This window comes from Kitasatospora sp. NPDC005751, from assembly GCF_040630835.1.
In the GTDB taxonomy this organism is placed as follows: domain Bacteria; phylum Actinomycetota; class Actinomycetes; order Streptomycetales; family Streptomycetaceae; genus Kitasatospora.
In genome coordinates this window covers 100282-112599 of the sequence record NZ_JBEXYC010000009.1, presented here as the reverse complement: position 1 = coordinate 112599, position 12318 = coordinate 100282, and the positions used below count along the sequence as shown (strand labels likewise).

The following is a 12318-nucleotide window of genomic DNA, read 5'->3' as shown; positions in this document are numbered from 1 at the left end:
GTGACGAGGTCGCAAAGGAGGCCGATTCGGCGCCGTCGAGGTGGCTCCGCCGGTCGGCCCTGTCGGCCCTGTCGGCACTGTCGGCAGCGGCGGCAGCGGCGGCAGCGGCAGCAGCGGTAGCGCCGGGCAGCGGCGGCCTCCCGCCGCTGCCCGGCGGCCTCACTCCGCGGCCGAGGACACCGGCGCGGCAGGGGGCTCGGCGGGCGCCGTGCGGCCGTCCGCCCGGCCCGAGATCCAGGCGAGGCCGGCCGCCGACACGGCGAAGGCCGCCGCGACCGGGAGCAGGTGCCCGGCGGAGCCGAAGGCCTTCAGACCGATCGCCCCGAGGACGCTGGACAGCGAGACCGCCAGGTACAGCACGGCCGCGTTGAGCGAGACGACGAGGGACTCGGAGCCCGCCGGGGCGAGCGCGATGATCCGCTGCTGCTGCGGCGCGGTCAGCGACCAGGAGGCCACCCCGCAGAACGCCACCGACACCAGCGCGGCCGCGAACGAGCCCCGGCTCGCCAGCATCGCCAAGAAGACGGCCGCGAGCCCCAGGGTCGCGGTGATCACCACCTTGCGCGGCCCGTACCGGTCGGCGAGGTGCCCGGCCATCAGGTTCCCGGCGGTGCCGGCCACCCCGAAGACCAGCAGCAGCAGCGACACCCGTGCCCCGTGTCCCCCGACGGCCGGCGCGAAGACGGAGCTGATGTACGTGTAGGGGAGGTAGACGCCGACGAAGGCCAGCAGGGTGCAGGCGAGCACGCCGGCCACCCGCCGATCGGTGAGCGGGGACAGGCGCCGGCGCAGCCCGGCCGCGGTGCCGAGCCTGATCTCGGGCAGTCGCAACGCGATCACGGCGGCGACCGGGACCGCCAGGGCGGTGACGAACCACATCGTCGCCCGCCAGCCGATCGCGTCGCCGAGAGCGGTGCCCAGCGGCGCGCCGAGGGCGAGCGAGGCGGTCAGGCCCACGGTCACGATGGCGATCGCCCGGCCGCGGTGGCGCTCACCGGCGAGCGCCGCCGCCGTGGCGCCCGCGTTCGGGGTGAACATCGCCGCACCGGCCGCCGCGATCACCCGCGAGGCCAGCACCAGCCCGTAGCCGGGGGCGACCGCCGTCACCACGTTGCCCACCCCGAACACCAGCAGCGCCGTGACCAGCACGGTACGCCGTGACCAGGTGCCGGTCAGCGCCGCCAGAACCGGGGAGAGCACCGCGTAGGCGAGGGCGAAGACACTGACCAGCTGGCCCGCCGCGGCGACATCGACGTGCAGTGAGCCGGCGATGTCGGGGAGCAGGCCCGCGATGACGAAGGCGTCGGTGCCCACGGCGAAGGTACCGAGGGCCAGGAGCATCGCGGCGGGTCCCCAGGGGGCCGCCGGGGACGCGTCGGCGGGGTCGGTCACGGTGCGACTCCCGGTTCGATGATCGGCGTCTGTTACGACCGGCATCGTAACGGCAGGGGCCTCCCCCACTGGTGCCGACAGCGCGGCCGACCGTCGGGTTCCGGCCAAATGCCCGTCGGAGAAGTTCCGTTGAAGCCTTCGACGGCCGACGACCCCGAGGCGACGCCGGTCCCCCGCAACTCGCCCGCGGCGGCCGAAAGGCGTCAGAAAGGTCGATGTCCATCGGACAAGACGACTACTATCGAAGCACGGAGAGCCTCCTGCCGATCGGCCCGGACGGATGGGTACCGTCGGCACCGGTGCACGGCCGCACCGACGAGCAGGGTGGAGCGGATGAACGCGATCGAGGAGACCTGGCTGCCACAGCCCGACCTTGCGGCGGTGGACATCGGCACCGTGCTCCAGGCACTGGCCGATCCGGTGCGCCTGCAGATCCTCCGGGCGCTCGACGCCTCCGCCGAGGAGTCGTGCACGTCGCTGGACCTGCCCGTCAAGCGCTCGACCGTCTCGCACCACCTGCGCACCCTGCGCGAGGCCGGTGTCGTGGCGACCAGGCTGGTCGGCAACAGTCGGCTCAGCCGGCTGCGCCGGGACGACCTCGAAGCCCGTTTCCCCGGACTCCTGACCTCGATCCTCACGGCCGCCCCGGCGACCGCCCCACCGGCCGTCCCGACCGGCTGACCCGGCGGGCCCGGTGATCCGGACCGCCACCACACCGCCGCGCCATCGCGCCATCGCGTCCACCCAACCGCCCCACCGGCGAGAAGGAGCACAGCATGGGCCGCTACGCCCACCTGGCGTACACCGACGAGGTGCGCCTGGTCCAGAGGGAACAGGGAAGCGAGTTGTCGGCCATCCGCCAGCTCGCGCACGGCGACGAGCCCGAGGAGCTGACGGACGCCGAGACCGACTTCATCCAGTCCCGCGACGGGTTCTACCTGGCCAGCGTCAGCGAGACCGGCTGGCCGTACGTCCAGTTCCGCGGCGGTCCGCCCGGCTTCGCCCAGGTCGTCGACGAGCGGACGATCGCCTTCGCCGAGGTGCGCGGCAACCGCCAGTACATCAGCACCGGCAACATCCGCGCGGACGGCCGGGTGGCGCTGTTCTTCATGGACTACGCCCGCCAGGCCCGGCTGAAGCTCTTCGGCCGGGCCTCGGTGCAGGACCTGGAGGAGAATCCGGAGCTCGACCGGCGCCTGCTCGCCACCCGGACCGGGGGCCGGGTGGAACGCCTGATGACCATCCACGTCGAGGGCTTCAACTGGAACTGCCCCCAGCACATCACCCCGCGCTTCTCCGAGGCCGAACTCCGGCCCCACCTCGACCAGTTGCAGGACCGGCTGGCCGCATTGGAGAAGGAGAACCGCCTACTGCGGACGCAACTGGAGCAGCGGGCCGGGTAGACCGGCAGCAAGCTCGCTGCCGTTGGGAAGCGGGTCGCCGGGCTGCCGGCGGCCCCTTTCCGACCTCGGTCCGCATGACCTGAGGGCCTGTGCCTGGTCGCGGTGGGGGCTCAGTGTTCGGCGAGGATCCGGCTGGGCTTGGCGGCGGCGGGGCATCGGCTTGGAGGAGATGCGCCAGGTTCACCTCGTGTGGCCTGCTCGACCAATGACGCGCCCGGGCACGGCGTCGCTGGTCGACATAAGCCGTCGCTGGTCGACACAAGCCAACATCCGACGCAGACTTGAGTTAGGTCGTCTATCTGAAGACCGGCCGACGCCCATGTGATCCAGAGATCTAAATATTCTGACACGAAGAATGCAAACCCATCCCTACTCGCCAGAGGGGAGGGAAAGTGTCATATCCAGAATGGGGAGAGTTCGACGTCATATCCCCAGAGCTCATCATAGATCGAGACAATGAGGCGCGCTGCCCCTATACCCCGAAGCTTGCGTTAGTTGATTCCAAGTCACTTAGTCGCGCCATTGAATCGACATGGAATCAGTATGGCTTGAATGAGTGGAAAGGAATCGATGATCGCACCCGAGGGAATGCCTTCAATGTTGAGAGACTGCTTTGCCTGATGCTTCCTTCGGAACGATTTTGCGCATATCACCTAGGGCGAGGCATGGCGGGAGTCGCCTTGGAAGTCATCGCATTCCCGTGCGATCAATACCAACCTTTAGTTGCCCCAATGGAGGCTCTCATTCCGCGCATTGTGCCTGGGGCAGACTCGCAGTACGTTTCGCGAACCAAAGAGACACTAAGTGATTTCATGGCAGCCGAACAGAGCCGCGGAACCCAGGGATTCGCTGACCTCTTCAGGGCCACTGAGCCTGTAAAGCCGAAAAAGGTCCGCTGGTGGCAAAGGTGAACGAGGCCAGGCCCTGAAAAGGCGGCGAGGCTGCCGACCGAAGGCGCACCTACGAACGAACTGCTGGCCCCCCGCACGCGTGCGACGCGACCTGGAACTCGTCCTGCACTGGTCACCGTATGAGGGCCCAGAGAACGTTGAGGCGGCTGCGGGCGAGTGCGAGGACGGCCTGCTTGTGGATCTTGCCCTCGTTCCGCTTGCATTCGTAGAACATCCTCGAGCTGGGACAGCAACGGGCTGCGACCTTGGCGGAGAACACGTGCAAGAGCCGACGGCGGTAGCGGTGAGGCCGGCGCATGTTGCCGCTGATGCGTCCGGCCGTTCGCTGCTCTGGCCAGGCGGTTACCTACTCGGCGCGGCGGATGGCCATGGCCAGCTCGCATCAGCTGCGGGCCTTGCGCCGAGTCGTCCTGCCTGAGCGCCATCCGACGCCTCGACCACGTGCGGAGTATTCGTGAAGACCCGCAGGATTCGCAGCGCTCCACTCGGGTGCAGGTCGCCTTGCGGGTTGAGATCCGGCGCATACGACGGCAGCTGGACGACCAGTCGTGGGATCGCCGTTTAGTCGCCTTTGCCGTATGGCGCCGGGTCGGTTAGGGCAAGGTGGTAGCGGCACAAGATGTATGAGCATGAGGAGGGCCAGTGGCGGGAGGGGCGGCGCGTCCGAAGCGGCAGCCGGACTATGCGGCGCAGGCACGGCGGGCCGAAGCCGAGCAGCGCAGGCTCCAGCAGCAGGCGGAGCGTGAGCGCAAGGCCGCGGAGGCCCGTGCCAAGCAGGCTGAGCGGGAGCTGCGTGCTGCCTACTCAGTAGCGCGGGCCCAGGAGGCGGTGGACCTCACGAGCGTGGCGGAAGACGACGCCGAGAAGCTGCGGACACTTCTTACCCGGTCGGTCCAACACGCGGCTCCGTTGTCATTCAGCGCGCTTCGCCAGCAGTTCACGCCTGCTGCGTTCGTGGCCGGCAGGTTGGACCGTGCGGTGGCCGCACCACGGTGGGAGGACTTCGAACCGCCCGCTCGGCGTGGCCTGCTGGCCTCGCTGGGATTCGCCAGCCCGCGTCACGAAGCTGCGGTCGAGGAGGCCCGGCGCCGTTTCGACGAAGCACTGGCCGAGCACGCCCGAGGAGACAAGAAGCGGGTGGCCAAACTCGCGGAGCGCCGGGCCGCACACGACTCGAAGGTCCGAGAAGCTGCCGAGCGGGTCCACGCGTTCAACGCCGCATTGACGGAGCGGGAAGCGGCGTACCGGGCCGGAGACGTCGAGGCCGTGGAATGGTTCGTCGACCAGGTGCTGGCCGCGTCTGTCTATCCCCTCGGATTCCCGAAGCGGCACCAGGTGTCCTACCAGGCCGACACCGGTGATCTCCTTGTGCAGTTGGACCTGCCGCTGGAGGACGTGGTGCCGCCAGCCCGCTCCTTCAAGTACGTAAAGACGCGGGACGAGATCGTTCCTGTGCCGCGGCCCGAGAAGGAGCGCAAGGAACTGTACGCGTCGGTTCTCGCCCAGAGCGCGCTTCGCACTCTGCATGACGTATTCGCCTCCGACCCGGACCGGGTCATCCGGTCCATCGCCCTCAACTGCCACGTCGACACCATCGACCGTGCCACGGGACGCGGTGTCCATCCGTGCCTGATCACCCTGCAGGCGAGCAGGGAGGACTTCGAGGCCCTCGTTCTCACCAAGGTGGAACCCCGACTGTGTCTCCAGCGGCTTCGGGCTCTCGTCTCCCCGAACCCCTACGAGCTGGAACCGGTGCGCCCGCTGGTGACGTTCGACCTGTCGAAGTTCAGGCTGATGGACAGCATGGACGTGGTTGCCGGCCTTGACAGCCGACCAGTACTGATCGACCTTTCGCCCCTCGAGTTCGAGCACCTGGTCCGCCAGCTCTTCGAAGCCATCGGCATGGAAGGGTGGAACACACAGCCGTCCAAGGACGAGGGAGTGGACGCCATCGTGATGAACACCGACCCGGTGATGAAGGGGCTGTGCGTCATCCAGGCGAAGCGCAGCCGTAACGTGGTGCCCTTCGAGACCGTCTCGGCCCTGGCGGGCGTCGTCGAGCACAAACGGGCAGCGAAGGGCATCCTGGTCACCACCTCGTGGTTCGGCAGAGCCAGCCAGGCGTTCGCCCAGGACCACGGCCGACTCGAGCTCCTCGACGGAGCCAACCTGGTCCACCTTTTCAAGGAGCACCTTGATCTCGACGTCATCCCCGGCCCGGTTCCCCCCAAGCGTCGCGCCTAGAAGCGCTGTTCGCTCCACTCCAGGCGAGCACTCGGCGGGGCGGGAGCTCGAGGGTGGACTCGCGTGCGGCCGGGGCGAGGATGTATTCGTCCATGCTCGGACAACGCCCACGCCGTAGGTGCGGCTGTATGCGGCCTCGCCTACGGCGTAGAAACCGAAGTCCGGCTCCTCGGTGGTGACCTCGCTGTTGACGTCGACGGCGTGGAGGCTGCCGGGGCGTCCGACAGCTGCCCGCAGAGCCCGGTCGACCAACTATATGGTCCGGCCCTGGTTTCGTCCGACACCGCACCGGAGGCGCCCAGGAGTTGTCCTCCATGGAACCGATACGCCCCCTCGGAGTCGTTCGTCCCCAGGTTGTCCGACCGATGGAGCAGGATGGGCTCTGACGAGTCACCGGGAAGAGGGAAGCAAGGAATGGCCGCCGACGAGACCCAGCTGCCTGTCGAGTTCCTGGCCACCCTCGCGGCCGGCGCCGATCCCGGGTCCGCGGCGGCCCGGATGGCGGCCGAGCAGGCCCATGACGTAGCCAACAGCCAACAGGGCGGGCCGCTCCTCGCCGCGCTTCTCGCCAAGCCGTATCGGGATTCGGCGCCCTCCTGGCTGTTGGAGGCCGCGGTGGCGAACGGGCTGCGGCAGAGCGAGAGCGCGTACCTCACCGACTCCACCTCGCGCTCACAAGCTCGTTGACATCCGGCATGTTTCCTGTCAACGACGACCTGCAGCCTCCATTGCTACCGATGAAGAGTCAGCCTCGGGGGAGCCCGGAAGGAGCGCGACAGCGCCCACTCACAAGATCGAAGCTCACGTCCGCCGCCTCCGACCGCCGGGCCAACGTCGGCCTGAGGCTCGGCGTCACGGGCTTTCACCGTTCCCTGCCGCTCGGATGCGAGGGCCGCAGCAACAGGCCTTACGGTCATGCGAGGTTCGGACGATACGGGGAGTAGCCTTGGTATCACCGAAGGCACTTCGTATGCCGGCACCGGACACTGGCGTCGTCTCCGGCGAACGGGTATGCCGGACCCGGGCCCCGCTCGGGTTCGGAGACAGGCCCCTTGATCATGACTGTGATCCTCGATTGTGCGCCGACGCCGACCACCCCCGAATCCACCCTGCGGCTCTCCCTGCACCCGGCGGCGCACAGGCCGGTCGGCTAGACGGGGCCTGGTGGCCCCCGGTCGCGTGACCTTCTTCTCGAACTTCCCTCTCTGGCCGCCGAGATCGACGAGCGGTGGGGCCGGGTCACCCGGATCACTGTGAATCCCGCACAGTGGCCAGTCGTCCCCCGGCGGATCCCGGTCGCGGGCCACACCGTCCACGCGGGCTGGTTCACCCTCGAACAGGACGAACACGTGGTCACGGTCTGCTCGTACGCGCCGCGCCACCTGAACCTGTTGGTCGTCCCCCCGCAAACGGCTGCCGTCGATGCCGCCCGGCTGATGACCGAGGCGGCCGACCCCGAGAGCACGAGGACCGCGAGCGCCCTGCTCGCCGCCGGGACGGGCGGCGCTGCGGCGCAGCCGAAGGCCCGTTCCGACTTCCTGCCGTCGGCCGTCACACCCGCCGACGGCTTGGGTGAGGCCGGCAGGCGAGCGGATCTCGCCCAGGCTCCAGCCATGCGCTCGACGCTGCTGGACTGCAGAAGTGGCTCGCTGGTGTTCCTTGCCGTTGACCGCTCGGAGAACTGGTGGTCAGTCAGATGTGCTCGGCATGTTGATCAGTGAGTGCGGGTGTGCTTGATGTTGCCCAGCGTGGCAGGTCCCATTCAATCGGTGATCGGTACGTGTTAGCGTCCGATGATCCTGATCCATGATGCGCCCGGCCCGGCGGTCGGAGCGCATCTCAACGTGGCGATCGGCGAAGGACGCGGGTGCGGCGGGCCGGCGACGAACGGACGCACGATGGCCTTGGCCCACCTCGCCGAAGGGGGCACTGCATGAGGGTTCTGGTCACCGACCTGGACGGCACGCTGCTGGGCGGCGACCGGGCCGACCGCCGCCGCCTGCGGGCCGCGCTGGACCGCCACCCGGAGGTGACCGTGGTCTTCGCGACCGGCCGCGGGCTGTCCTCCGTACGCGAGGTGCTGCGGGACCCGCTGGTGCCCAGGCCGCGCTGGATCATCGCGGACGTCGGGGCGAGCGTCATCGACGGCGCGGACCACGTCCCGGTCGAGGCCCTGCAGCGCGGACTGCGCAGCGGCTGGCCCGGTGCCCAGCGGGTCCGCGCAGCGTTGCGCCGCTTTCCCGGCCTGAACCACCAGCACGGCGTGGCGCAGTCCGGGCGCTGCTCCTTCCATCTGCGCCCCGAACAACTCACCCCGGAGATCACCGACGCGGTGCGTGCGCTGGGCTGCACGTGGCTGTACTCCGCCGACCGCTACTTCGATGTGCTGCCGCCCGGAGCGAGCAAGGGCAGCGCGCTCGCGGCCCTTGCCACCGAACAGCACTGGCCGATGGACTCGGTCCTGGTCGCCGGCGACTCCCTCAACGACCTGTCCCTGTTCGCACTCGGCGCACACGGCGTGATCGTCGGCAACGCCGAACCCGCCCTGCGTGAGGCCGTACCCGAGGACGACACGGTCCACCGCCCCGACCGGCCCGGCGCCGCGGGCATCCTGTCGGCCCTTCAAAACCTGGGCTGGGTGGAACGCGACCACCCGCTCGTCATCGGGTACCACCGACCGCCGGTGCACTGGACGCCCGACGGCTGGCGGCCCCCCGCGAGCCCCAACGGCATCCTGCCCACCTTGCGCACCCTGCTCGGCGAGAACCCGCAGGCCCTGTGGACGACCGCCACAGTCGTCGAACCCGGGGCGCCCCCGGCCGAGCTGGACCGGCACGGCACCGGGCTGCCGCTCTCCTTCGTCCCGGTGAGCGCCGCGCAGTGGGCCGGCTACTTCCACCGGGCCTGCAAGGAGACGCTCTGGCCGGTGCTGATGTCCCAGCCGGAGCGACTGCGCTTCGCCCCCGACGCGTGGAGCCACTACCGCGAGGTCAACAGCCGATTCGCCGAGCACATCAACGCCCGCGCCGCGCCCGGCGCCACGGTCTGGCTCCACGACTACAACCTGTGGCTCGTCCCCGGCCTGCTCCGCCCCACCCGCCCCGACCTGCGGGTCGGCCTGTTCCACCACACCCCCTTCCCGCCGCCCAACGTCTTCGCCGCCCTCCCCACTGCCACGGAGATCCGTGCCTCCCTGGCCTGCCTGGACTGGGTCGGATTCCACACCGAGACCTTCGCCGGACACTTCCGTCAAACCCTCGCCGGCGCCTCGCGAGTGCCTCGGGTGGGCGTGCATCCCCTGGGCATCGACCGGGAGGCCATCGAAGCGCTTGCCCGCGCCCGCCGGCCCCGGGCCGCCCCGGCCGACGGGCCGCTGGTGCTCTCCGTCGAGCGCCTCGACTACGCCAAAGCGCCCGTGCAGAAGGTCGAGGCCATCGCGGCCCTGCTCACCCACCGCCCCGAGCTGCGCGGACGGCTGCGGTTCCGCCTGGTCTGCCCGCCCCCCGAGGCCGGGATCACCTCCCACGACGCGACCCGGCAGCAGCTGGAGCACCGCATTACCGCTGTCAACCACGCTTGGGGGAACTCCAGTTGGCAGCCGATCGAGTACCTGCCCCGTAATCTGCCGCTCGACGAGGTGATCGACCACTACCTCGCCGCCGACGTATTCTGGGTGACCTCCCTCCAGGACGGGATGAACCTGACCGCGAAGGAGTACATCGCCGCCCAGTACGCCAATGGCCACTCCGGCGTGCTGGTGCTGTCCCGCCACACCGGCGCCGCCTCCGAGCTCGGCAGCGCGGCACTCCTCACCGACCCCCACTCACCCACGGACCTCGCGGACACCTTGCACCAAGCCCTGACGCTCACCTCCGAAGAACGCCGCTACCGGCTGGAACTACTCGCCGACCGCCTCGGACACCGCCACCCCGCGAACTGGGCCGCCGACATCACCACCGCCATCCGCGACGACGACACGCTTCCCCGCCGTCGCGCTCACCTGCGCCAGGACGACACCAACATGGTGGTCACCACCGTTCGGTGACCACGCCGCGGTGGCCCGGCCAGGTGTGACGGACAGCCGATCCGAGTCTCGAAGGCACCACTCGTGTTCAGGCGGTCCTACGTTGTTGATGTGGCGGACGGGCCAGTCGTATGGTCCAGAGGCCCAGGGACGCCGGGTATGGCTTTCAGGCGGTTGCACTCGATGGTTCTCCGCACCTGGCCGCCCGGTGTCTCACGACGACTCGACCGCTGATTAGGAGCTGCGGGCCCCTCGGGTGCACCGCTGAGTAGGACCACGCTGGCGAGGTCGTCCGGACGAACAGCGCACATCGAACGAGCGGGGGAACAGGTGGCCCAGATCTGGGCGGGCACGGACATCGGCAAGACCCACCACCACTGCGTGGTCCTGGACACCGAGGGCAGGAAGCTGCTCTCGCGCCGGGTCCTGAACGACGAGCCGGAACTGCTGGCACTGCTCGCCGACGTACTGGCACTGGACGAGGACGTGCTCTGGGCGGTCGACGTCGCCGACGGCATGGCCGCCCTGCTGATCAACGTGCTCCTCAACCACGGCCAGCAACTGGTCTACATACCCGGCCTGGCGGTCAACCGGGCCTCGGCCGGCTACCGGGGCACGGGCAAGACCGACGCCAAGGACGCCGTCGTCATCGCCGACCAGGCCCGCATGCGCCGGGACCTGGCCGTGATCCGGCCGGACGACGAGCACGCCGTCGAACTGAGGATCCTCACCGACCGCCGCTCCGACCTGACCGCCGACCGCACCCGCCGGATCAACCGGCTGCGCGGCCAACTCACAGGCATTTTCCCGGCGTTGGAGCGGATCCTTGACCTCGGTAACGTCGGTCCGCTGGTCCTGCTGACCGGCTACCAGACCCCGGCCGCCCTGCGGCGGACCGGCCGCAGCCGTCTGGAGACCTGGCTGCGTAACCGCAAGGTCCGCGGCGCCGACACCCTGGCCCAGGCCGCCGTAGAGGCGGCCGAGCGCCAGCACACCACCGTCCCCGGGGAGAAGATCGCCGCGCAGGTGATCCACACCCTGGCGAAGGAGGTGATGGACCTCAACGAGCAGATCACCGAGACCGACAAGCTCATTGCGGCCCGGTTTCGCGACCACGACCTCGCCGAGGTGATCGCCAGCATGCCCGGCATCGGCCCGCTGCTGGGGGCCGAGTTCCTGGCGGCCACCGCCGGCGACATGAGCCGCTTCGGCAGCGCCGACCGCCTGGCCAGCTTCGCCGGAGTCGCCCCGGTGCCCCGCGACTCCGGCAACGTCAGCGGCAACCTGCACCGCCCCCGGCGCTACCACCGCGGCCTGCAACGCGTCTTCTACACCTCCGCGATGATCAGAATCCAGTGCTGCGAGGAGTCGCGCCGCTTCTACGACCGCAAACGTGCCGAGGGCAAGCGACACACCCAGGCAGTCCTGGCCCTGGCCCGCCGACGCGTCAACGTCCTGTGGGCCCTCATTCGTGACGGGCAGTGCTTCCAACGTGGACTCCCGGTCACAGTCGCTGCTTGACAACAGCATTAGGAGGTGCCCTGCGGACCCGCCGGCGATTTCGACTTCCGACAGACGCGGCTCTGTGCCGTGATCGACAGGGAGGAGTGTGCCCTCCCCGAATCGGAGCAACTCATCAGAGAGTCGGCTATCGCCCGGCCACCGGTGGCGCCGGACGGCGTCTCCACCTCGACAAGGCGCCGTCACTGAGGATGTCTACATCAATGTCGTCGCTTCGTCCGTCGGCGCTCCCTCGGGCATCGGACGCTCCGGTGTCCGGAGGAGCGCGGAGCCCAGGAGCAGCCAGGCGGTGGCGAGGAGCCAGCCGCCGAGGACGTCCAGCGGCCAGTGGACACCGAGGTAGAAGCGGGTGGCGGCGAAGGCGACGGCTCGGAGCGCGTCTCCAGGGCCGTGATGCTCGGCGTGCTGCCGCCGTTCCTACTGAAGGCCGATGACACCCCGGGCGGGGTCGGCGACATCGTCTTCGAGAGGATCCGGGGCGCCATCCGCGCCGACCGCCCCGCCTTCGTCGCCGGCTTCTACCACGTGGACGTGCTCGGCGGCGACCGGGTGAGCGACCAAGTCGGTCAGTGCAGCTGGAACGTCGGCGTTTCGGCCTCCGCCAAGGCGACCGCGGACTGCGTCCCGACCTGGCTCACCGACTTCCGTGCGGACCTGCCGAAGATCGACGTCCCCGTCCTGATCATCCACGGCGACGCCGACCGCACCCTGCCGCTGCGCTCGACCGCCGTCCCACTCTCGAAGGCCATCGCGGGCGCCCGCCTGGTGGTGCTCGAAGGGGCCCCGCACGGTCTTCATCTGGACGCACGCCACCGAGGTCAAC

The 12318-nt window shown here is 69.5% G+C and carries 10 protein-coding genes and 1 pseudogene; 7 read left to right on the top strand and 4 right to left on the bottom strand.

Going from position 1 to position 12318, the window contains the following annotated elements:
- Positions 1 to 159: 159 nt before the first annotated feature.
- On the bottom strand, positions 160 to 1392 hold the full coding sequence (locus tag ABZ497_RS12265) for an MFS transporter (RefSeq protein WP_359804523.1): 1233 nt from the start codon (positions 1390 to 1392) through the stop codon (positions 160 to 162).
- A 333-nt stretch (positions 1393 to 1725) separates the two neighbouring features.
- Between ABZ497_RS12265 and ABZ497_RS12260 the strand changes: the two genes are divergently transcribed.
- Both ABZ497_RS12260 and ABZ497_RS12255 read left to right on the top strand, forming a co-directional pair.
- Positions 1726 to 2073, top strand: coding sequence for a metalloregulator ArsR/SmtB family transcription factor (locus ABZ497_RS12260; RefSeq protein WP_359804522.1), 348 nt, complete (start codon positions 1726 to 1728; stop codon positions 2071 to 2073).
- A 95-nt stretch (positions 2074 to 2168) separates the two neighbouring features.
- Positions 2169 to 2795 (top strand): pyridoxamine 5'-phosphate oxidase family protein, encoded by a 627-nt coding sequence (locus ABZ497_RS12255; protein ID WP_359804521.1) that lies wholly within the window; start codon positions 2169 to 2171, stop codon positions 2793 to 2795.
- A gap of 1023 nt (positions 2796 to 3818) precedes the next feature.
- Here ABZ497_RS12255 and ABZ497_RS12250 read toward each other — a convergent pair.
- Positions 3819 to 4031: pseudogene (locus ABZ497_RS12250) on the bottom strand (IS110 family transposase); the annotation flags it as partial.
- Positions 4032 to 4348: 317 nt separating this feature from the next.
- Between ABZ497_RS12250 and ABZ497_RS12245 the strand changes: the two are divergent.
- The 5 genes from ABZ497_RS12245 (at position 4349) to ABZ497_RS12225 (ending at position 11495) form a co-directional block, all read left to right on the top strand.
- On the top strand, positions 4349 to 5950 hold the full coding sequence (locus tag ABZ497_RS12245) for a restriction endonuclease (RefSeq protein WP_359804520.1): 1602 nt from the start codon (positions 4349 to 4351) through the stop codon (positions 5948 to 5950).
- A gap of 414 nt (positions 5951 to 6364) precedes the next feature.
- Positions 6365 to 6637 carry a hypothetical protein gene (locus ABZ497_RS12240; protein ID WP_359804519.1) on the top strand — a complete coding sequence of 91 codons (273 nt, stop codon included), beginning with the start codon at positions 6365 to 6367 and terminating at the stop codon, positions 6635 to 6637.
- Positions 6638 to 7155: 518 nt separating this feature from the next.
- Positions 7156 to 7671 (top strand): DUF5994 family protein, encoded by a 516-nt coding sequence (locus tag ABZ497_RS12235; protein WP_359804607.1) that lies wholly within the window; start codon positions 7156 to 7158, stop codon positions 7669 to 7671.
- A gap of 212 nt (positions 7672 to 7883) precedes the next feature.
- Entirely contained in the window at positions 7884 to 9995 is a 2112-nt protein-coding gene (locus tag ABZ497_RS12230; protein ID WP_359804518.1) for an HAD-IIB family hydrolase, read from the top strand.
- A 309-nt stretch (positions 9996 to 10304) separates the two neighbouring features.
- Complete coding sequence (locus ABZ497_RS12225) at positions 10305 to 11495, top strand: IS110 family transposase (protein WP_359804517.1); 1191 nt, start codon at positions 10305 to 10307, stop codon at positions 11493 to 11495.
- Positions 11496 to 11690: 195 nt separating this feature from the next.
- Here ABZ497_RS12225 and ABZ497_RS12220 read toward each other — a convergent pair whose 3' ends face one another.
- Together ABZ497_RS12220 and ABZ497_RS12215 are read right to left on the bottom strand one after the other, a co-directional pair.
- On the bottom strand, positions 11691 to 11816 hold the full coding sequence (locus tag ABZ497_RS12220) for a hypothetical protein (protein ID WP_359804605.1): 126 nt from the start codon (positions 11814 to 11816) through the stop codon (positions 11691 to 11693).
- 96 nt (positions 11817 to 11912) lie between these two features.
- Positions 11913 to 12293 (bottom strand): hypothetical protein, encoded by a 381-nt coding sequence (locus ABZ497_RS12215; RefSeq protein ID WP_359804516.1) that lies wholly within the window; start codon positions 12291 to 12293, stop codon positions 11913 to 11915.
- Between the last annotated feature and the right edge of the window lie 25 nt (positions 12294 to 12318).